Here is a 20,447-nt window from a genome sequence, read left to right as displayed (position 1 = left end):
TTACCGCGTGATGCGGTTGAAATGCGCCATCTTGCGGCCCGGTTTGACTTCAGCCTTGCCATAGAGATGAAGCGCAACGTCGCGTTCCCGCGCCAATTCCGGCACGCGGTCCATATCGTCGCCTATCAGGTTCTCCATAACCACGTCTGAATGGCGTTGACCGTCGCCCAACGGCCAACCGGCTACGGCGCGAATATGCTGCTCAAACTGATCCACCGCGCAGCCGTTCTGCGTCCAGTGGCCCGAGTTATGCACCCTTGGCGCAACTTCATTCACGATCAAACCCTGCGGTGTCACGAACAGTTCGACACCCATGACACCGACGTAATCCAGCGCGTTCAGGATATTCGCGGCCAACAGCACGGCATCGGTTCGCTGCGCCGGGGCGAGGCGGGCGGGTACCGTGGTGGTGTGCAGGATGCCATCGCGGTGCACGTTTTCACCTGGGTCGAAACAGGCGACTTGCCCGTCGATACCGCGGGCGGCGATGACCGATACCTCGTGGCTGAAATTGACGAACCCTTCGAGGATTGCGGGCGCGCCTGCCATATCGGCCAGTGCGGCCTCGGCATCCTCAGGGCCGCGCAACCGCGCCTGTCCTTTGCCGTCATAGCCGAAACGACGTGTTTTCAGGATGGCTGGCGTGCCAATCTGGTCAATTGCTGCCTTTAGGCAGTCCAGATCGGTGATGTCGGCGAACGGCGCTGTTTTCAAGCCCAACCCGGCAAGGAACGTCTTTTCGGTCAGGCGGTCCTGACTGACGCGCAGTGCTTCGCGCCCCGGATGAATTGGGCAATGTGCTTCCAACAGGTCTAGCGCTTCGGTCGGGATATTTTCGAATTCATAGGTGATGACATCGACGGACTCGGCAAAGGCCTTCAGCGCTGCTGCGTCATCATAGGCTGCAGTGGTCACACGATCCGCCACCTGACCGGCGGGTGGGTTGGCACCCGGCTCAAAGATGTGGGTTACAAAGCCCAACCGAGCTGCCGCGACGGACAACATCCGGCCCAATTGACCACCGCCAAGAATTCCAATCCGCGCGCCCGGAGAAAGCATGTCCGTCATCAATCAGTCTCCAACCTTTTTCCAATCGCTTGCAGGGCCGAGCGCAGCGCATCATGTGCTTTGCCCGCATGCAATGCCTGCGTCATCTGCAGGCTGAGTGTTCCATCCGTCGCCAGCGCGTCCCGTTCCTCGGCGAGACGCCCGGCTTGCCCGGTTTGCATCGTCTGCAGAAATCCGGACAGCAGCTGTGTTGTGTAGAACTCCGAGGCATCCGCGTCGCCTGTTTGCTCGGTCAACCACTCGGCACCTGTCGCCATAACGTCCAGAATCCCCGGCACCATCGCGCAGATCGCAAAATGTGCGTTCAACGCTACCTCGGTTTCGACTTTTACAACTGGGTTTTCGGGTTCAAACAATTCGGCCAGCAAGGCATCGTTGCCAAACGCCGCAAGCGGGCATCCGCCTTGCCGCAAAAAACCCAAAGGGATTGTTTGAACGAAGTCAGTCGCCGGAGCGCACAGGGATGCAAGCTGGTCCACCGATACAGCTGCCATCACCGATACGATTTGCTGATCCGAGCGAAAACTCAGCTTGTCCAAAACTTCCGGGGCGATCTGAGGGCGCAGGCAAAGAAAAACGATATCCGATGCGTCGATAACCGCTTGTGGGTTTGTGACCGTTACGCCCAGTTCAACCTTCAACTCAGCTGAGACTTTGGCGTTTCGCTCTGTAACGGCGATGCTATGCCCCTTGTCCGTAAGAAAACGCGCAATGGGGGCTGCGATATGTCCGGTTCCGATAAAGCCGATACGGCTCATCCTTGGGGTTCCTCGGGGATAGAAGCAGACAAAGCTTCGCGCCAGGCATCCAGCCGATCAGCCAGTGCTGCGTCCTGCAAGGCGAGGATGCCAGCCGCCATCAACCCGGCATTGGCCCCACCGGCAGAGCCGATAGCCATCGTCGCCACCGGAAAGCCTTTGGGCATCTGTACGATGGAGTATAGCGAATCGACGCCGGACAGCACACGGGTCTGCACAGGCACGCCGATCACCGGTACGCGCGTCTTTGAGGCCATCATCCCCGGAAGGTGCGCAGCACCGCCCGCACCGGCAATAATTACATCCAGGCCGCGCTGAACGGCGGTTTTACCATAGTCCCACAGGCGATCGGGGGTGCGGTGCGCCGAAACGATGCGCTTTTCATACGCAATGCCCAGTTCATCCAGAATATCCGCGGCCTCTTTCATCGTGGGCCAGTCCGACTGGCTGCCCATGATGATCCCCACTTTTACATCGCTCATCCGCTTGTCGCCTCTGCCCGTCGAAAGAGCGCGCACTATAGCCAAATCGGCCTATCTGGCAATGCGGTACAGGGATTTTAGGCAATGATATCCGGGGTCAGGCGGTCTTCGATCAGGCGAATGATGTCCTTGAGGCGCAGTTTCTGTTTTTTTAACCGCTTGATCGTCAACTGATCCGAAGTCCCCGTGGCCTGCAGCGCCTCGATCGCTTCGTCCAGATCGCGGTGCTGGCGGCGAAAGACCTCCAGCTCGACCCGAAGAACTTCATCTGTTTTCATTGAAATGTCAGTGGGCGCGTTCATGGACGACTCGGTTGTTGTTGTGGTGCTTTCCACACAAGATAGTGTGTCAGGGTTTATCCGGCCAGACCTTGTGGACATCCCTGCATATTCCCATATTCTATCATACGCGGTTGCCAGAACGGGACCGCACCACACGTCGCTTTGGCAATAAAGGACGAAAATACGTGTCGAAACTTACTCTTGGCTCATACCCGCATCTTTTGGGGTTCGAGCAATTGGAACGCCTTCTGGAACGGTCTGCAAAGGCCGGAAACGAAGGATACCCGCCCTATAACATCGAACAGACCTCGGATTTTTCCTATCGCATCACCCTGGCCGTGGCCGGTTTTGCGGAACAGGACCTGTCGATTACCATCGAGGATCGCCAACTGGTGATCCGGGGCCGTCAACGCGACGACAGCGAGGGGCGCATCTTTCTGCATCGCGGCATCGCGGCACGTCAATTTCAGCGCATGTTTGTGCTGGCGGACGGTGTCGAGGTGGGCGAGGCGATCATGGAAAACGGTCTGCTGCATGTGGATCTGACCCGCGCCGTGCCCGAAACCGTGGTTCAGACAATCAATATACGGAAGGGGTAAGAGCTATGAATACACCGATTGAAATCAACACCGAAGGCGACCGGATCGTCTATGTAAAAGCTGTCGATGTGGCTGACCTGCCGCGTGAAGTGCGCGAACAGGCCGGTGATCTGGATCAGCTCTACGCTGTGCATGACTCGGATGGTCAGCAACTGGCCCTGGTCGAAGATCGCAAGCTGGCCTTTATTCTGGCGCGCGAACATGACTTTTCCCCGGTGGCCGTGCACTAATACGGCCCCCGCGGCGTGTGATTTTCCCGTGACATCCGCCGCCCCACGGGTGAGATATGCGAACCAATACGGGTTCGCAGGGCGGAGGCACCAAACATGAGCTGGTTTGATTTTGACTGGGTGGACGCATTTAGCGACCGCGCATTTGGCGGCAATGGATGCGCCGTGGTGCATGGTGGGGCCGTCCTGCCCGAAGATGTCTGTACCGCTTACGTGCGCGAAACGTCCTTGGTCGAATGTACCTTTACCGGGCCGTCGGATGTGGCTGATATCAAGGTGCGCTATTTTCTGGCCAGCCGTGAAATTCCTTTTGCGGGGCATCCTACCATTGCCACTGTCGCGGCGATGCGGTCGCGGGGTCTGTTTCAGGGGGATGCACTGACACTGGAAACCGGGGCAGGGATCGTTTCCATCCAACTCAATGGTGATGAAATTGAGATGACGCAGGTTGCCCCGCAATTCGGTGCGACGGTTCCTGCCAATCTGGTTGCCGCCGCCATCAGCCTGCCGGAAAACGCGATCATCTCGCCACCTCAGATGGTATCCACAGGGTTGCCGTTTTGCGTCACTGTGCTGCGCGACGTCGAAGCGCTACGTGCCGCAAAGCTGGCACAAGAACCACTGTGCAAGGTGATAGAGGCCGGAGGGTATTCCGGATCGGACATGGCCGAGCCATTTATTGTGACGCTGGAGGGCGCGAGCGAGGCGGGCGACACGTTCTCACGCCTTTTGATGTTGCCGCCCAGCCCGCCCGAGGATCCGTTCACCGGCTCCGCAACCGGGGCGATGGCAGCTTATCTCTGGAAATATGGTCTGATGCCCAAGGACACGTTTACGGCAGAACAGGGCCACGACTTGGGCCGCCCCGGCCAAGCGACCGTTACACGCGTTGGACCTGCCGATGCGATGACCGGTATCAAGGTGGCGGGCCGTGGCTATATTCTGATGCGTGGTCAGGTCAATTTGCCCGGGCAACTGTAATGACTGAACCCGCGATCGCCATCCTTCCTTATGGGCATCGGTTGGGTCCGAAACTGGCTTCGGTTCCATTGTCCGATCTGATCTGGCCCGAAGGGTGCCCCGAGCGCCTGATGGGCAAAACGGTTGGCGATCTTGAGCGTACCGATCACCTGATCATGTACCCTAATTCAACCGTCCATCTGCGCCTGCGCCGAGGGACCCGCGCCCGGATTTCCCTGATGATGGGTGAGCCGTCGGCAATTCACGCCAAGCACGACAAGATGCTGCGCTACACGTGGCGGCGTTTCTTTCGCGTGATGACGTTCCACGACGTGTTGCTGCAGAACCTTCCGAACGCTGTGTTTCTGCCCTACGGCGTGACGATGGTGCCGGATTGGCGAGACCTCAACGTAGAGAAAACGAAATCCTGCTCGCTCATCGCCTCAGCCAAACGCGATCTGGAAGGGCACCAACTTCGCCATTCGGTGATTGACTGGGTGCGGGAAACGGGCGCTGACGTTGATATCATGGGGCGGGGATACACGCCGTTTGATCGTAAATCAGACGGGCTGGCTCCGTATCGCTATTCCGTTGTGATCGAGAATGTGCGCGAGAAGAACTATTTTTCGGAAAAGCTGACGGATGCGATCCTGTGTTCAACGGTCCCGATCTATTGGGGGTGCCCGAATATCGGGGACTTCATGGACACAGCCGGTATGATCCTCTGTGAGTCCGAGGCCGACATTCAGCGCGCAATCAACAGCCTGTCCGCTGACGACTATGCCGAACGCCTGCCGCATCTGAAAGCTGCACAAAGCAAGGCGGCAGAGTTCGGTGACTTTGAAGGCCGAGCGGTGCGAACCCTGCGGGAACAGATAAACGCGGCCTAGTCGTCCAATGGCCGCGGGGCCAGCCATCCCACCGGCAAGATCGGATTCGCCAGCGCGTTGATCCCATGTCGAAGGCAAAGGCGCTGCAGATATGATCCGCTGACCGGCAGCCCGGCGGTTTTGGCTGCCATGAATTTTTTCTGATGTCCGTAGATGTGAACTGAATGCACCTTATCCCGTTCGATCTCGGCCGTGGAAATGCGCGGATCGTGCAGTTTCCATAGCTGTTCCTTGTCCAAAGGATAGAACACATCCGGCTGCATCGCGTGGCTGTCCTCGCCGGTCTGGCGCAGAAAATACTCCAACGCCTTGGGGCCGGAGCTGCCCCAGGGAAGTGCTTCGATGCCCCAGGTCTCTCCGTTTCGGATGCGCCTGCGATTGTGTCGAAACAGCCGACCGCCACGCCAGGGCTGGGTCGGGTTGGCAGAGATCACGAAATCAATCCATAGCGCCAGCGTCTCTGAGTCTGGTGGCAGACGCAGAACACCATTGGGAAAAGTGCCTGATTGCGTCGACCCGAAAACGTAAGTCGAAGAAAAGTCGAATGGCTTGACGCAGTAGGCATCCAGATCGACCCAAATGAACGGGGTTTTCTGCATCAACCGCAGCCGGAAAATGTCGGAAAACACTGCGACCCCTAACCGGTCTTCCGGTCGGAAATCAAACGGCGCGGGCCAAAGGATATCAGAAGCGGGCCGTACTTCGGCGCCCCTGGGCACGCCTTGGATGTCATGCACGGTATACAGGATAAACCGGTGACCGTTATCCAGATAGGATTGAATGCACAGCGCCTCGAGCCAGCTCAGGTCTGATCCGAACCAGAAACTGGCAATTGCAGGCAGGTCGCGGGTCATGGGCACTTTGCGTTTTGGTTAGGGTCTGCATTTGCACCAAGGCAGCGTGCGCTTGTCAATCCAACACAAAAAGCGGCCACTGCTGGCCGCTTTGCTTGTTCGTTGTAGCAATTAGGATGCTGCAATCAGCCCCATACTTTCCAGTTTCAGGAGAACCTGATGGGCGCAGTTGTCGACCTCGACATTTTCGGTCTCGACGCTCAGTTCTGGGTCTGCAGGAACGTCATACGGGTCCGAGATGCCGGTGAACTCTTTGATCTTGCCTTCGCGGGCCAGCTTGTACAGTCCCTTGCGGTCGCGGCGTTCGCATTCCTCAATGGTGGTGGCCACGTGAACTTCGCAGAAGGCACCGAATTGTTCGATCTCTTCCCGGACTGCTCGGCGGGTCGTGGCATAGGGCGCGATCGGCGCGCAGATTGCGATGCCGCCGTTCTTGGTGATCTCGCTGGCCACATAGCCGATGCGACGGATGTTCAGGTCGCGGTGTTCCTTCGAAAAGCCCAGTTCGGACGACAGGTTTTTCCGAACGATGTCACCATCCAGCAAAGTAACCGGGCGGCCGCCCATCTCCATCAGTTTGACCATAAGCGCGTTGGCGATGGTGGATTTGCCCGAGCCCGAAAAGCCGGTGAAGAACACAGTAAAGCCCTGCTGGCTGCGCGGTGGGCGGGTCTTGCGCAATTCGGCGACAACCTCGGGAAAGCTGAACCATTCCGGGATCTCCAGACCTTCGGCCAGACGACGGCGTAACTCGGTGCCCGATATATTCAGGATAGTGACATTGTCCTTATCCAAAATCTCATCGTTCGGCTCGTATTGCGCGCGTTCCTGCACAAAAACCATGTGCTTGAAGTCGACCATTTCGACGCCGATCTCATCCTGGTACTTGCGGAACAGATCCTGCGCATCGTAGGGGCCATAGAAATCTTCGCCCTGACTGTTCTTGCCCGGGCCCGCATGGTCGCGACCCACGATGAAATGCGTGCAGCCGTGGTTTGCACGGATTAGCCCGTGCCAGACAGCTTCGCGCGGGCCAGCCATGCGCATTGCCAGGTTCAACAACGACATCGATGTGGTCGAGGCCGGGTATTTGTCCAGCACTGCCTCATAGCAGCGCACGCGGGTGAAGTGATCGACGTCGCCAGGTTTGGTCATGCCCACGACCGGATGGATCAGCAGGTTGGCCTGCGCCTCTTTCGCGGCGCGAAAGGTCAGTTCCTGGTGCGCGCGGTGCAGAGGGTTGCGGGTCTGGAACGCCACGATACGCCGCCAGCCGACTTTGCGGAAATAGGCGCGCAACTCGTTCGGAGTGTCGCGGCGCGCGCGAAAGTCATAGTGGACGGGCTGCTGAATGCCGACCACGGGTCCGCCCAGATACACTTTACCCGCCACGTTGTGCAGGTAATTCACCGCCGGGTGCGCCTCGTCATCGGCACCAAAGACTTTCTCGGCCTCGCGGGCTTTGTCCGGTGTCCAACGGTCGGTGACGGTCATGGTGCCGAGAATGACGCCTTCCTGATCGCGCAGCGCGATGTCCTGGCCCAATTCGACTTTGTCGGCAAACGCCTCGTCTACGTCCAGAGTAATGGGCATCGGCCAAAGGGTACCATCGGCCAGCCGCATGTTCTCAACGACATTGTCGTAGTCCGCCTGGCTCAGGAAGCCTTTGAGAGGGTTGAACCCGCCGTTCATCAGCAATTCCAGGTCGCAGATTTGGCGCGGGCTCAGGTCCCAGCTGGTCAGATCGGCGGCTTCCACCTTCAGTTTCTGTGCTGAATCGTAGGACACGAACAATTCGGGGATTGGGGCCAGGTTACTTAACATCGTCATGGGAATACTCTTGTAAAAGTGCTGCTTTGCCGTTGATTACGGGGCGTTTGCCCCGGCTTTTGGGTGAAGTCCATATACCTTGGTGAAACAAAGGACGATATGCGCGGTTTTTCCACGCAATGGAAGGAAATTCCGGTTTGCGTGGCAATCTGCGAAGCTGGTTCCCGATGTGGGCAACAATTCCACCCAATTCAGGGCGAGTGTTCTTATGCAGTGACATTGGCGTTCAGATCCGCGGCTTTGGGGACGGGCAGGGCGGGAATCGGTCGCGTCACGCCACGCAGCTCGAATGGGCGAACCTGCCGCATATCGCCGTCATATCCTGACGCCAGCAACAACTCTTCCGAGACCAGAAGTTCGCAGCCCAGGGATTTGGTTTCGGCTTCTAACCGGCTGGCCACATTTACGGTGTCGCCGATGATTGTACGGGCGGCGTGGCCTGCGGCACCGATTTCACCCAGAACAAGGTCCCCCAGATGCAGGCCCATTCCGATGCGGATCCGAGGGCTGCCCTCTGTTTCCAGCTGCTGGTTGAAACGCTGCAAGGCAAGGCTGATATCAATGGCCGCTTTCATCCCTGCCCGAGCAGAGCTTTGGGCGTCGTTGGTTTCGAACACGGCCAACAGGCCGTCGCCCATGTATTTGTCGACCACTCCGCCCTCGGCCGTGATCGCGGGGACGATGGCGTCGAAAAAGCGGTTTAGCAGGAAAACGATGTCGTAGGGCAGTTGGCCAGCGGTGCGCGAGGTAAAGCCGCGCATGTCCAGAAACAGGACCGCCAATTGCCGTTCCTGACCCTGGCTTGCATGTGCCCGGTGTCGGGCGCCATCTGGGCGGAACATGCGAAACGCTGTGATCGGAGCCATCGGTCGGATTTGACATGCCAGCCGGGCACCCGCCGGGGCGCTGACCGCAGCTAGGCTTCGGGCTTCGACCTCACCAGGTTCGGGCAGTTGATCCCCGCCCGCCTCGACAATCACGCGGCAGGTGGTGCAGCGCCCTTTGCCACCGCATAGCGCCGTGTGTGGAATGCCGTTGGCTTGGGAAATTTCAAGCAGGGTCATCCCTTTTTCGGCAACGACCTCAGGGCCTTGAGCGTACTTGACGCGCACGGAATGTCGGCGGCGCCACAGCTTGCGGATCGCAAATACCGCCAGGGATGCGCCAAGGGCCACCCAGAACGCCATGAGCGCATTGTCTTTTACGCTGAACAGGTGCTGGAAGTCTTCGGGAGAGGGCCAGTTGTAATGCTCGATATATTGTTCGCGCAAAAACGGGTCTGCAAAATCAGCCCAGATACGGCGCCCCTCCGTCAACACTCCGGCAAGGGCAAATGTCGGAACAAACACAGCCAGGCCAATCAGATATGGCACCAATTTGGGCCACCAGCGGGTCAGCCGCAGCCACATGTGCAGTCCGATACAGCCATGTACCCACACCACCAGCAACAACAGGCTTTGCATCCAGACCGCGTAGCTCGGCCACATCAGAACGATGATATAGCCCATTTCATCGTTCACATCGTAAACCGTGTTCGCATAGCGCGTTTGCACGATATGCGAGATCAGCTGCAATGGGATCAACAACCCCAGAACCATCTGCAACCCTGTGCTGAACGGCATGCGCAAAGTCCGGCGCTGGCTGATCGAGTACAGGGCTAACCCCGAGTGAATCAAAAGAGCAGCATAGAGTATTATGCTGCCGACATCGTGACGTGTGATTACATGCCGGGCATCCTGCATGTCATGCAGGTAGTCCGTGTGAAACAGACCAAGGCCGATGTTGATGAAGTGAAAGAACGCAAAGGCGAACAGAACCAGGCCGCTGCCGATCCTCAGCCGGGTTGCCCACCCGCCTTGCCACAGAACAGTTTTCAATCAGATCACCTGCATTGGTCTCGCCTAAGGCCGAGTCTGATACGCTGCAGCTTAGCGGTCAAGCGCAGGTTGCGGGTAGGGCGGTGTCCAATCCGTTGGCGGCGTATTCACACGGATCAGCGAAAGCGATGGGTCGAACAGGACAATGTGGCTGAGTTCGGGGCGCGAGCGTGAGCTGTATAGCAACCCGTCAGCGCCTGCGTCACGCGCGCGGTCCGAGAACCTCCATGTCGGCGAGGTGCCCTGCTTGGCGTGAATGTCCTGCCAAACGACCGATGCCTCGCGCTGTCCACGTAAGTCGACCAGTTTTGCGCCTGTCACGGTTGCCCGTTGTAAGACCCGTGGCGGATCGCCCGCCGAGACATATCGCCGAATGGCAACTCCGGCACCTTCTGCGCTGAGCGATGCGTAAAGCGCCGTCTGCCCCGAGTAATGAAAACGCCCCTCCGGCGCCCTTGCAGGGGCCAAAGGGGCGTTCAATTGCGTCAGAAAGAGAATTCTCCAGGCCGGGCCAGAGAATTCCAGCATCAGATCAATCCTGTTCGGCCAGGAAACGCTCGGCGTCCAGTGCGGCCATGCATCCCATGCCGGCGCTGGTCACAGCCTGCCGGTAGATGTGGTCCGTCAGATCCCCGGCGGCAAAAACACCCGGCACCGAGGTCTCGGTCGAACCTGGCTTGGTCACGACATAGCCGCCCATATGGCTTTCCAGTGAGTCCTTGACCAGTTCATTGGCAGGTGCGTGTCCGATCGCGACAAAAACGCCTTTGCAGGGGATCTCGGTAATCTCGCCGGTCTTCACGTTTTTGACCCGCACACCTTCGACGCCCAGCGGGGCATCGGTGCCGGTCACTTCTTCCAACTCGTGGAACCACAGGGGTTCGATTTTTTCATGCTTCAGCAGCCGGTCCTGCAGGATCTTTTCCGCGCGCAGCTCATCACGACGATGGATCAAAGTGACCTTGCTGGCAAAATTGGTCAGAAACAGCGCCTCTTCGACGGCGGTGTTGCCGCCACCGATGACCACGATTTCTTGTCCGCGATAAAAGAAGCCGTCGCAGGTCGCGCAAGCCGAAACGCCAAAGCCCTTATATTTCTCTTCCGACGGCAGCCCCAGCCATTTGGCGCGCGCGCCGGTGGCCAAAATGACAGCATCAGCCGTATAGACTGTGCCGCTGTCGCCTGTTGCGGTGAACGGGCGTTTGCTGACGTCCAGATCGGTGATGATGTCGCCAATGATCTCACAACCCATCGCCTTGGCATGGTCCTGCATACGCACCATCAGGTCAGGGCCTTGAACCTCGGTGTCTCCGGGCCAGTTTTCAACCTCGGTCGTTGTGGTCAGCTGGCCACCCGGCTCAATGCCCTGAACCAGAATCGGCTCTAGCATCGCGCGGCTTGCATAAACGCCGGCCGTGTAACCGGCCGGTCCCGATCCGATGATCAGAACCCTGGTGTGTCGTGTTTCGGCCATAGTACCCCCAACTCGATCTGCCTGATTGGGGCGCGTGGCCCCTGACGGATGGATATAGCGAGCGTCGCGCAGGGCTTAAACCCCCAACCTTTTGACAGGCAGCAATGCATTTGCGGCAAGGCGCCCAAAAAAAGAACATTGAAAATATAGAATATTGCGCAGGTACGAAAGATAATTGCGCATTGGTCGGGTGCTGATATAACAACCGAAAAATTAGGAGCATTTCATGGTCGCGATACGGCTGGATGAGATTGACCGCAAGATTTTGGCAGAATTGCAGGCAGACGGTCGCATGACCAATGTAGAGCTGGCAAAACGCGTAGGTATTTCTGCGCCGCCTTGCCTGCGGCGCGTGCGTACGCTTGAGGATTCCGGGCTTATCCGCGGCTACCATGCCGATGTGAACTCACGCGAGTTGGGGTTCGAGGTTCAGGTCTTTGCCATGGTGGGGCTGGAAAGCCAGGCCGAATCCGAACTGAACGCGTTCGAGGAACGCTGCCGTGAATGGCCGCTGGTCCGGGAATGCCACATGTTGAACGGCGAGGTGGACTTTATCCTGAAATGCGTCGCCCCCGACCTGAGCAGTTTTCAGCAGTTTCTGACGGGTGAGCTGCTGACCACGCCCAATGTAGCCAGCGTAAAAACATCGCTGGTTATTCGCGGCGCCAAGGACGAACCCGGCGTTCCCTTCGACGTTCTGGAAGAACGAATGAACCGGACGGCGTGAACATCATTCGCTTTTGATGCGGTTTTGACGGCGGCAGAAAAGCAGCGACCGTTAATGATAGAACCCAACTAATTATCAGCTGCATAATGCCCCCACATTGCAGTTAGTTTTCGTTGTCACGCAGAAAGCGCATTTATCTCACCGTCTCCTGCGCGTGGTAGAACCAGTGGACCAAAATCGCTCAGCGATTCGATATGCGCAAACAAGTTCAAGTAGATCGATCTGAGCGATTGGCTAACCTGGCGTGCGGCATTGACTCCCGGATGGTATGATTCGAATTGCAGGCCATCGACCTTGATGACCGAATGACGTTTCAGGCAGATGTGAAACAGCTCAATCGGGGTCGGCGGCAATGTTTCGATCACGCTCATACCGTCCTGGAATTCATGGACAGGGGTCAGAATTTCGCCCCCGTCGTGTAAATGGCGCAGATGCGCAGGTGCGCCCAGCAGACGTGCTGCAGGTCCCGCGATTACGCCGGACAGCGGCTTTTGCATTCCAAATGTATCGGCCATGATCCGAGTTAGCGGGCGTGTACGCCCACGCGAATCCGCGCGCCCGGGAATCAGGGTCACCGACCCCTTCCACAACACGGTCTGCAGTGCGCCATCCTGCGTCAGAACCATGTCGCCCGGAAGCAGATCTTCGATCGCCAATGGGCCGTTTTCGGTTTCCACCAGGGATCCGCGTGTAAAGGCACAAAAGGCGTCTTCGAACATGGGCAATGCCGGGGCGATGTGGCGCGTTTGCGAAACATCTCCGTTCGGCATCAAGGTACTGACCTCATAGCGCCGCAACTGCGCCTTTGGTCTTGCGTTTGTCTTCGGAATTTCGCGCAGCATGGCCGAAGTTTCGACCGCGTTTCTGGCTGCGCGCGTCAAGGAATGTGGAATTGTCATTTTTATTCCGTCCCTCCTAAAATACCGTTCAGACGGGTAAAGCCCTCCGTACAGGGCAACCTGACCGGCGTATTCTTTGTCTTTAATGAGATAGCGACCTCAGGGCGCACGCCTTTGCGGCGTCGCAACGCGATGAACTTTCGCTTTCCTTTGGTCAACACACTGACCCCCCAGACAAACTCACTAAAACACAGGCGGAAATTACCTGCGCACACACACCCCTGAACCAGGCCGCTGGAAATTTCAGCGGTTGGTCACACACCGGCCCGGAGCACCCCTCCGATGTGCGTCTTGACCCTTGGAACCGGCAGCATGGTTCCTTGGGCTTTTGATCAGCGTTGGCGTGCCAAGCGGCGCGCGACCCTGATCGAAGAACTGGAAACCCGTTTCCACGGCATTTCCGGTGCCTGTTCTCGCGTGGCCGCAACAACGGCACTGAGAAAACGAGATTTAACCTTCATGTTATTATTCCTAGTCGTACCGGGGCAGCTACCCCGGGTTCCTGTGTAGGATCAGTGTGGCGCGTCAATGCGGCACCGATAAGGCTGACTCAGGATTTAAACAGTAAAGTCGAAGGTCGGCAGATCCTCTTCTTTGGAATGCCTCGCACCGCGGGATAATCGTTTGATAAACACCTGAGTGCGGACAATAAAAGTCAAAATGTCTCGACTCAAACAGACACAACAAATGTGGCGAAAAAGCGGCGATTTCGCCACATTTTGGGCGCGCTCTACAATTTAATGGCGGAGATCAAACGGCCATAATCGGCTTCTTTCGCGTGGGTCGAGCGGCGGAAGGAATAAAATCTGTCCGGGTCTGAATAGGTGCAGTGCCGCGTCCATTCCGCCTGACCCACCCCGGCTTGCCGCAATCTGTGCAGACCAAAGGCGGGCAGGTCGAACTGCAGTCGATCCCCATTGCCATTCGCGAAGAACCTAAGGTTTTCGGGCGAATCCGCTGCGAATTCATCCAGGAAATCTGGACCGACCTCATACGCGTTTTGAGAAATCGTAGGACCAATGACAGCGACGGTGTTTTCCCGCTGCGCGCCCAATGCCTCCATCGCGTCCAGGGTTGCCTCCAATACACCGTCCAAAGCACCGCGCCACCCGGCATGCGCAGCCCCGATCACATTCGCGTCAGAATCGGCAAACAGGACCGGTTGGCAATCCGCTGTCAGAATCGTCAGCGCCAATCCCGGGGTTGCGGTGACAACCGCATCCGCTTTGGGTTTGTCGCCATTTATCGGAGCGTCCACTGTCAGAACGGTTGGGGAATGCACTTGATGCACCCCGACCAATGCGTCCGGGTTGACCTCCATCGCCGCGGCCACGCGCTGACGGTTCACTGCCACCGCTTCGGTTTGGTCAGACGAGCCATAGCCGCAGTTTAAACCCGCGAATATTCCGGAAGACGCTCCGCCCCGACGGCTGAAAAACCCGTGGCGGACAGGCGATAGGACGTCCGAGGTCAGAATTTCCAATGTCATGGTTCCAGTCCCGGTGGAGGTGCAGCATAAGAAGGGTAGAGGCCCAGTACTTTGAACAGATTTCCCATTTCCTCGGGATGCGTCAACCGGCGATGTGCAGCAATGAGCGCCTCAAGCTCAGACCTGCCGAGTGGCGCAGCCAGCGCCTGTGCGCGGGCCGTGATGCCCAGCCGTTCCAGAAACATGCCCTGAGGTGTCAGCTTTGTATGGGCGCAACCGGCGGCGCGTGCGGCAATAGCAAGGGGCTCAAAATCTACATGCGCGGTCAGATCCGCCCGACCCGGAGCTTGCAGGGGATCAACACGTTCATGTGATTGCAAAGCTTGAAACGTGTCGCCCAGCGAATGCCAGTCACCGTAATCCACGATCAGACCCGCCCCGCCATAAGTGGCGATCCGCCCAGCGATCACGGTCAGGATCGGAATTGCGGCCGCGCAAAGTTCAACCAGATCGCCATCTTGGGTGTCTATCATGCGATCCGCCAGACCGATCTGAGCCATGTTCGGCCCCAGCCCATACGTAAGCGATTCGCCCTGCGCACCGATTAGACGTTCGCGCCAGCCATCACCTTCACGTATGAATTGGCGGACTGGCAGGGCATCAAAAAACTCGTTCGCCACCAGAAACAGGGGGGCTTCGGGCAGGTCGATGAGCGTATCGATCCAGCGCGGGTTGTGACCGCTCAGCAATTGCGCCTGCCTGTCCCGCATAGCAGGGGAGGCCTCGAACAAAACAATTTCTGCGGCCTCGTGAAATCCAGATATGCTGCTGGTTGCGCGCAGAATATCTGCCATCAGTGTACCGCGACCCGGTCCCAGCTCTGCTAGAATGAACCTGTCCGGCTTGCCTTGATCCATCCAGCTTTGCGCCAGAGCAAGCCCGATCAACTCTCCGAACATCTGGCTGACTTCCGGGGCGGTAATGAAATCCCCCTGAGCGCCCAGCGGATCGCGGGTGGTGTAGTATCCGAACTTAGGGTTCAGCAGGCATTCAGTCATGAAATCGGCCACGCTCATCGGGCCATTCAGCGCAATTTGCGCCAGTAGGTGATCCTTAAGGTTCATTGAGCGCGCTGCGCACGAAGCGCAAACCACAGGCCAAGTGCGATCATTGGCAGCGACAGCATTTGCCCCATGGTCAGGCCATAGCCGCCCACGTGCCACGCCAGCCCCAGCGGATTCCCGGCCGAGACGAATTGTGCGTCAGGCTGACGAAAGAACTCAACAATGAAACGCGAGGCACCATAACCTGCCAAAAATACACCCATCACCAGACCCGGCTTGTTAAACGCCCCACGCCGATAGGCCATCCACAGTAGAAGTGCGCCCAGCAACAAACCTTCCAGTGCGGCTTCATAGAGTTGTGAAGGGTGCCGGGCACACATCCCGGCCACAACACCCGGGCAGTCCTGCGCGGCGCCACCTGGAAAGATCACTGCCCATGGAACGTCGCTGGGTCGCCCCCAAAGCTCGGCATTAGTGAAGTTCGCCAACCGCCCTAACAACAGCCCGGGCGGCACAGCATGTGCGATCAGATCGGCCAAAGACAAGACCGGGACCTGGTAACGCCGCGCATACAGATAGGACGCAACGACGACCCCCAGCAAACCACCATGGAAGGCCATACCGCCCTGCCAGACCATCAATATCTCCAACGGGTGCGATAGGTAGTAAGCCGGTTGGTAAAACAGAACGAACCCCAGACGCCCGCCGAGAATCACGCCGAGGATGATCCAGGTGATCAGATCCTCCAATTGCTGCGGTTTCATCGGTGGAGTATCTGCAGGCCAAAGTGCCGGGCGCTTCAGTGCCGCAGTACCCAATCGCCATGCGATCAGAATGCCGACGATATAGGCCAGCGCGTACCATCTAAGTGCGAACTCCATCCCGAACAGCGAGATCGAGAAAACTTCGGGCGAAAGGTCGGGGAAATTCAGAACAGCCTGCATGTGCGTCTCATTGCCCGGGGTTAGCGGGGCAAGTCAACCTTGAGCCCGGGCCATTCTTTACCCATATAGAGACCAACCGCGATACCGGAGTAAAGCCATGCAAACCCGTAATAAGATTCTTGATGACGTTTCCCAACTGATGACCAACGCCATGGGCGTCGCGCAAGGCGCGCGGGAAGAGGCCGAGAACGCCATGAAGTCGATGATCGACCGCTGGCTGGCCGATCGTGATTTCGTCACGCGCGAAGAATTTGATGCTGTGCGCGCCATGGCCCAGAAGGCGCGCGAAGAGAACGCAGCGCTTGAGGCACGCCTTGAGGCGCTTGAAACCAAGCTGGACAAATAAGTTCCGCATACTCGAGATTTTAAAAAAAGAAAACCGCCGCGCAATCCACGCTGGGATTGTGCGGTGTTGTGTATTCTGACGCCTTACCAAATTTAATCAAGACAAAGCTGGCGGTGGCGCCAATATTTTGATCGCCGTTGCCGACTGTCCACAACTTATTGATGTTATCCCCAACAAATAGGGTTGCCAGAACCCTACCAGCGGCGCACCATATCTAGTACAGGCAGACTGGGGAAGCCCGGCTTGTAGAGCAAGCAACTAGCGCTGGGGCGCTGCCAGCCCCCAAAAAGGCTAGAGATTAGTGAGGTGGCATTATGGCCCTTTCCGAACAGTTTCTCGAAGAAGACCTTCATCCAATCGACATTGTTGAACATCTTGCCGAACACCACGACTGGGATTTCGACCGGATCGGGGATGATCAGATTGCCATGGCTGTCGAAGGACAGTGGCGCACCTATTCGATCACGTTGGCCTGGTCCAACTATGACGAAACGCTCCGCATGGTGTGTTCTTTCGAAATGGAACCGCCTTCCGAGCGCGAGAACGAGCTTTATGAGCTGCTCAACAAGATGAATGATCAGTGCTGGGCCGGTGCATTTACGTATTGGGCCAATCAAAAGCTGATGGTCTACCGGTACGGTTTGGTTCTGGCGGGTGGCCAGATGGCCAGCCCGGAACAGATCGACACAATGATCACCGCCGCGGTTCTGAGCGCCGAGCGCTATTACCCCGCGATCCAACTGGTCACCTGGGGCAACCGCGATCCCGAGGATGCCATGCAGGTCGCCATTGCAGAGGCCTACGGCCGCGCGTAAAGATTTGCCCCAAACCGGATATGGAGAGGGGCAATCATGGACATGTCACGCGTCGCCGAGCAGGGGCTGGTTCTTCTGGGATGCGGTAAGATGGGTTCGGCCATGCTCGCCGGTTGGTTGGAGCATGGCCTTCCTACGTCAGCCGTCTGGGTGATCGACCCGTATCCTTCGGATTGGCTGAAGGCGCAGGGCGTCAATATCAACACTCCATTACCCGAGGCCCCGGCAGTCGTATTGGTGGCCGTCAAGCCACAAATGATGGGCGAGGCACTGCCAGCGATCAAAGCGCTGGGCGGAGGCGGCAGCCTGTTTGTGTCAGTCGCAGCGGGCACATCAATCGCCACCTTTGAAGCTTTGTTGGGTGAAGGCACCCCAATTGTGCGGGCGATGCCAAATACACCGGCGGCGATCCGGCAGGGGATCACAGCATTGATCGGCAATGCAAACGCCTCAGACACCGATGTAGCCCTAACGGAAAACCTGCTGTCCGCAATTGGTGACACAGTTCGCCTTGAGGACGAGGCGCAGATGGACGCGGTGACCGGGCTGAGCGGTTCGGGGCCTGCTTATGTCTTCCACCTGATCGAAACGCTGGCAGCAGCCGGACAGGCGCAAGGCTTGCCGCCTGATCTGGCGATGAAACTGGCCAAATCGACCGTTGCCGGGGCAGGGGCTTTGGCCATGGCGGCAGAGGAAGACCCATCGCAGCTGCGTGTCAACGTGACGTCGCCCAACGGTACGACGCAAGCTGCGCTTGAAGTGCTGATGCATGAGGAAGAAGGTTTCCCCGATCTGTTGCACCGCGCCGTCAAGGCTGCAACTGACCGATCCAAGGAGCTGTCCCGTGAGTGAGATTTCATTCGATGATTTTCTGAAGGTCGACATTCGGGTCGGTAAGGTTGTCCGCGCCGAGCCTTACCCAGAGGCCCGCAAGCCCGCGATCAAGATGTGGATCGACTTTGGAGACGAAATTGGCGAGCGCCGAACCTCAGCCCAGATAACGGCGCATTACGATCCGACGACGTTGGTTGGCAAGCAGGTGATGGCCGTTGTCAATTTCCCACCGCGCCAGATCGGCAAGTTCATGTCCGAGGTTCTGGTGCTGGGCCTGCCCGACGACAAGGGCGAGATCGTTCTGATCGGTCCGGATGGCGAGGTTCCAACCGGCGGGCGGATGCACTGATGAAACTTTTGATCGCACGCCCCATGACGGCCGCCGTCGAGGCGCGCGCTCGCGCCGAGTTCGACGTCGAGATCCGCAGCAGCACGTTGCCAATGTCGCCCGACGAAATGCGGCACGCATTGGCCGAATTTGATGTGGTCGTGCCCACCCTGGGCGATCAGTTTTCGGCCACAATTTTCGCGGAAGTGCCGCAGCCGCGCTGCAAACTGCTGGCAAATTTCGGCGTAGGGTACAATCATATCGACGTCGTAGCCGCGCGGGCTGCAGGGATTCAGGTCTCAAACACCCCCGGTGCGGTTACCGATGCCACGGCAGACATCGCGATGACGTTGCTGTTGTCGACCGCGCGCCGCGCGGGCGAGGGGGAACGGCTGGTTCGTTCGGGCAAATGGCAAGGCTGGCATCCGACGCAAATGCTGGGGCATCATGTGACCGGAAAACGCGTTGGGATCGTCGGGATGGGCAGAATTGGTCAGGCCATTTCGTGGCGTTGTCATTTCGGTTTTGGGATGGACGTGGCGTACCAGTCGCGCAGCCCGAAAGAGGTGGAGTTTCCCGCAGAAAACATACCGGACCTGAAAGAACTGGCGGCTGCGGTCGATTTCCTGGTGCTCGCCGTTCCAGGCGGTGCGCAAACGCGCCACCTGATCAATGCGCCGGTGCTGGAGGCGATGAAACCTTCGGGCATCTTGATCAACATCGCGCGCGGAGAAGTTGTGGACGAATCCGCACTGGTCAACGCCCTGCAATCAGGTCAGATCGCAGGCGCGGGCCTTGATGTTTATGAGTTCGAACCCACCGTTCCGCAGGCCCTGCGCGATATGGAGAATGTGACGATACTGCCCCATCTTGGCACAGCGACCGAAGAGGTGCGCACCGATATGGGGCATATAGCGCTGGACAACGTTGCAGCTTTCGTCGCGGGGCGATCTTTGCCGAACCCGGTCTAGCGCCCGACGGCCTCGCGCCAGTGTTTGCGGCAGAGCGAAACATAGGTTTCATTGCCGCCGATCTGCACCTGCGCGCCTTCGGTAATGGCGTTGCCGTTTTCGTCCTGACGGATGACCATCGTCGCCTTTCGTCCGCATTCGCAAATAGTCCGCACTTCGCGCATCTCGTCGGCCAGCGCCAGCAGGGCAGCTGAACCGGGAAACAGGCGGCCCTGAAAGTCCACGCGCAAGCCATAGGCAAGGACAGGCACCCGCAAATCATCGACCGCCCGGGCCAATTGCCAGACTTGCTCTTCGGTCAGAAATTGCGCCTCATCGACAAAAACGCAGGTGACGTTCCCTTTTTTCAGGCGCTGTTCAATCATCGCGAACACGTCGGTTCCAGCGGCGAACGTGTCCGCATCAGCCGATATGCCGATCCGCGACGCAATCCTGCCAACACCGGCCCGGCCATCAAGGGCCGCGGTCATCAAATAGGTGTCCATCCCCCTCTCACGGTAATTGTGCGAGGCTTGCAGTAACACGGTCGATTTTCCCGCGTTCATCGTCGAATAATTAAAGTATAGTTTTGCCATGGGTCGGGTCTAAAACGCCTGCTTTGATCGGGCAAGCCATCAAGAGCTTTAATAAGCGACGTCGCCGTTATTGTTGCAGAGGTCGAGCGTAAGCCCATTGGGGATGGATTCCCCCGCCTCAACAACAGCGACGCCGTCGGCCAACATGCGGCCTAACCGTAGCAGGACAAGAATACCGACCCGCAATCACTCATTACTGGCATTAAATGCCT

25 protein-coding genes are annotated in these 20,447 nt (G+C 58.0%); 10 read left to right on the top strand and 15 right to left on the bottom strand.

All coding sequences use genetic code 11. The annotated features are described in order from the left end of the window. From AC2FFP_RS02295 to AC2FFP_RS02280, 4 genes are all read right to left on the bottom strand, one after another. Entirely contained in the window at window positions 1-1,068 is a 1,068-nt protein-coding gene (locus AC2FFP_RS02295; protein WP_496769090.1) for a 5-(carboxyamino)imidazole ribonucleotide synthase, read from the bottom strand. Continuing rightward, window positions 1,068-1,826, bottom strand: a complete 759-nt coding sequence (locus tag AC2FFP_RS02290; protein ID WP_496769088.1) for an NAD(P)-binding domain-containing protein — start codon at window positions 1,824-1,826, stop codon at window positions 1,068-1,070. The genes AC2FFP_RS02295 and AC2FFP_RS02290 overlap by 1 nt, the downstream gene beginning before the upstream one ends. Continuing rightward, entirely contained in the window at window positions 1,823-2,308 is a 486-nt protein-coding gene (gene purE, locus AC2FFP_RS02285; protein WP_496769086.1) for a 5-(carboxyamino)imidazole ribonucleotide mutase, read from the bottom strand. Before purE ends, AC2FFP_RS02290 begins: the two co-directional genes overlap by 4 nt. Before the next feature lie 77 nt (window positions 2,309-2,385). After that, window positions 2,386-2,610, bottom strand: coding sequence for a YdcH family protein (locus tag AC2FFP_RS02280; protein WP_058275529.1), 225 nt, complete (start codon window positions 2,608-2,610; stop codon window positions 2,386-2,388). A gap of 164 nt (window positions 2,611-2,774) precedes the next feature. Here AC2FFP_RS02280 and AC2FFP_RS02275 point away from each other — a divergent pair, with 164 nt between their 5' ends. The 4 genes from AC2FFP_RS02275 to AC2FFP_RS02260 all read left to right on the top strand — a co-directional run bounded on the left by AC2FFP_RS02275 (window position 2,775) and on the right by AC2FFP_RS02260 (window position 5,268). After that, window positions 2,775-3,188, top strand: coding sequence for an Hsp20 family protein (locus AC2FFP_RS02275; protein ID WP_058280036.1), 414 nt, complete (start codon window positions 2,775-2,777; stop codon window positions 3,186-3,188). 5 nt (window positions 3,189-3,193) lie between these two features. After that, window positions 3,194-3,418: a DUF1150 family protein gene (locus AC2FFP_RS02270; protein ID WP_496880667.1), complete on the top strand. Its 225-nt coding sequence runs from the start codon at window positions 3,194-3,196 to the stop codon at window positions 3,416-3,418. 96 nt (window positions 3,419-3,514) lie between these two features. Next, entirely contained in the window at window positions 3,515-4,399 is an 885-nt protein-coding gene (locus AC2FFP_RS02265) for a PhzF family phenazine biosynthesis protein (RefSeq protein ID WP_496769085.1), read from the top strand. Further along, on the top strand, window positions 4,399-5,268 hold the full coding sequence (locus tag AC2FFP_RS02260) for a hypothetical protein (protein ID WP_496880666.1): 870 nt from the start codon (window positions 4,399-4,401) through the stop codon (window positions 5,266-5,268). Before AC2FFP_RS02265 ends, AC2FFP_RS02260 begins: the two co-directional genes overlap by 1 nt. On the opposite strand, the gene AC2FFP_RS02255 is transcribed toward AC2FFP_RS02260, so the two are convergent. The 5 genes from AC2FFP_RS02255 to trxB all read right to left on the bottom strand — a co-directional run bounded on the left by AC2FFP_RS02255 (window position 5,265) and on the right by trxB (window position 11,303). After that, on the bottom strand, window positions 5,265-6,122 hold the full coding sequence (locus AC2FFP_RS02255; RefSeq protein ID WP_496880665.1) for a hypothetical protein: 858 nt from the start codon (window positions 6,120-6,122) through the stop codon (window positions 5,265-5,267). The two genes, AC2FFP_RS02260 and AC2FFP_RS02255, sit on opposite strands and share 4 nt — an antisense overlap. Before the next feature lie 111 nt (window positions 6,123-6,233). Next, on the bottom strand, window positions 6,234-7,952 hold the full coding sequence (locus AC2FFP_RS02250) for a bifunctional sulfate adenylyltransferase/adenylylsulfate kinase (protein WP_496724013.1): 1,719 nt from the start codon (window positions 7,950-7,952) through the stop codon (window positions 6,234-6,236). 206 nt (window positions 7,953-8,158) lie between these two features. Further along, window positions 8,159-9,829 (bottom strand): adenylate/guanylate cyclase domain-containing protein, encoded by a 1,671-nt coding sequence (locus tag AC2FFP_RS02245; RefSeq protein WP_496880664.1) that lies wholly within the window; start codon window positions 9,827-9,829, stop codon window positions 8,159-8,161. A gap of 51 nt (window positions 9,830-9,880) precedes the next feature. Beyond that, window positions 9,881-10,357 (bottom strand): RES family NAD+ phosphorylase, encoded by a 477-nt coding sequence (locus AC2FFP_RS02240; RefSeq protein WP_496696152.1) that lies wholly within the window; start codon window positions 10,355-10,357, stop codon window positions 9,881-9,883. A gap of 4 nt (window positions 10,358-10,361) precedes the next feature. After that, window positions 10,362-11,303: a thioredoxin-disulfide reductase gene (gene trxB, locus AC2FFP_RS02235; protein WP_496738199.1), complete on the bottom strand. Its 942-nt coding sequence runs from the start codon at window positions 11,301-11,303 to the stop codon at window positions 10,362-10,364. A gap of 226 nt (window positions 11,304-11,529) precedes the next feature. Between trxB and AC2FFP_RS02230 the strand changes: the two genes are divergently transcribed. Further along, window positions 11,530-12,030 (top strand): Lrp/AsnC family transcriptional regulator, encoded by a 501-nt coding sequence (locus AC2FFP_RS02230; protein WP_108859290.1) that lies wholly within the window; start codon window positions 11,530-11,532, stop codon window positions 12,028-12,030. A gap of 116 nt (window positions 12,031-12,146) precedes the next feature. Here AC2FFP_RS02230 and AC2FFP_RS02225 read toward each other — a convergent pair whose 3' ends face one another. The 5 genes from AC2FFP_RS02225 to lgt all read right to left on the bottom strand — a co-directional run bounded on the left by AC2FFP_RS02225 (window position 12,147) and on the right by lgt (window position 16,366). Next, window positions 12,147-12,929 carry a Hint domain-containing protein gene (locus AC2FFP_RS02225; protein ID WP_496769076.1) on the bottom strand — a complete coding sequence of 261 codons (783 nt, stop codon included), beginning with the start codon at window positions 12,927-12,929 and terminating at the stop codon, window positions 12,147-12,149. A 332-nt stretch (window positions 12,930-13,261) separates the two neighbouring features. Further along, window positions 13,262-13,390, bottom strand: coding sequence for a hypothetical protein (locus tag AC2FFP_RS02220; RefSeq protein ID WP_496738197.1), 129 nt, complete (start codon window positions 13,388-13,390; stop codon window positions 13,262-13,264). A gap of 269 nt (window positions 13,391-13,659) precedes the next feature. Continuing rightward, window positions 13,660-14,418, bottom strand: a complete 759-nt coding sequence (pgeF, locus tag AC2FFP_RS02215; protein WP_496724024.1) for a peptidoglycan editing factor PgeF — start codon at window positions 14,416-14,418, stop codon at window positions 13,660-13,662. Continuing rightward, window positions 14,415-15,482 (bottom strand): class I SAM-dependent methyltransferase, encoded by a 1,068-nt coding sequence (locus AC2FFP_RS02210; RefSeq protein WP_496880663.1) that lies wholly within the window; start codon window positions 15,480-15,482, stop codon window positions 14,415-14,417. Before AC2FFP_RS02210 ends, pgeF begins: the two co-directional genes overlap by 4 nt. After that, window positions 15,479-16,366 carry a prolipoprotein diacylglyceryl transferase gene (gene lgt, locus AC2FFP_RS02205; protein ID WP_496880662.1) on the bottom strand — a complete coding sequence of 296 codons (888 nt, stop codon included), beginning with the start codon at window positions 16,364-16,366 and terminating at the stop codon, window positions 15,479-15,481. The genes AC2FFP_RS02210 and lgt overlap by 4 nt, the downstream gene beginning before the upstream one ends. 97 nt (window positions 16,367-16,463) lie before the next feature. On the opposite strand from lgt, the gene AC2FFP_RS02200 reads away from it, so the two are divergent. The 5 genes from AC2FFP_RS02200 (at window position 16,464) to AC2FFP_RS02180 (ending at window position 19,660) form a co-directional block, all read left to right on the top strand. Beyond that, a complete protein-coding gene (locus tag AC2FFP_RS02200) occupies window positions 16,464-16,712 on the top strand; it encodes an accessory factor UbiK family protein (RefSeq protein ID WP_496880661.1) in 249 nt (82 codons plus the stop codon). Window positions 16,713-17,026: 314 nt separating this feature from the next. Continuing rightward, window positions 17,027-17,527 carry a type III secretion system chaperone family protein gene (locus AC2FFP_RS02195; protein ID WP_496724030.1) on the top strand — a complete coding sequence of 167 codons (501 nt, stop codon included), beginning with the start codon at window positions 17,027-17,029 and terminating at the stop codon, window positions 17,525-17,527. Window positions 17,528-17,563: 36 nt separating this feature from the next. Beyond that, window positions 17,564-18,379, top strand: coding sequence for a pyrroline-5-carboxylate reductase (gene proC, locus AC2FFP_RS02190; RefSeq protein ID WP_496769067.1), 816 nt, complete (start codon window positions 17,564-17,566; stop codon window positions 18,377-18,379). Beyond that, window positions 18,372-18,710 (top strand): tRNA-binding protein, encoded by a 339-nt coding sequence (locus tag AC2FFP_RS02185; protein ID WP_058275547.1) that lies wholly within the window; start codon window positions 18,372-18,374, stop codon window positions 18,708-18,710. Before proC ends, AC2FFP_RS02185 begins: the two co-directional genes overlap by 8 nt. Continuing rightward, entirely contained in the window at window positions 18,710-19,660 is a 951-nt protein-coding gene (locus AC2FFP_RS02180) for a 2-hydroxyacid dehydrogenase (RefSeq protein WP_496769065.1), read from the top strand. Before AC2FFP_RS02185 ends, AC2FFP_RS02180 begins: the two co-directional genes overlap by 1 nt. Here AC2FFP_RS02180 and AC2FFP_RS02175 read toward each other — a convergent pair. Then, window positions 19,657-20,235, bottom strand: coding sequence for a thymidine kinase (locus tag AC2FFP_RS02175; protein WP_496769063.1), 579 nt, complete (start codon window positions 20,233-20,235; stop codon window positions 19,657-19,659). The two genes, AC2FFP_RS02180 and AC2FFP_RS02175, sit on opposite strands and share 4 nt — an antisense overlap. Window positions 20,236-20,447 lie beyond the last annotated feature (212 nt).

The organism is Ruegeria sp. YTSC004, assembly GCF_059609805.1.
Note: the sequence above shows the minus strand (reverse complement) of the source record. Positions and strands in the feature narration are given on the sequence as shown.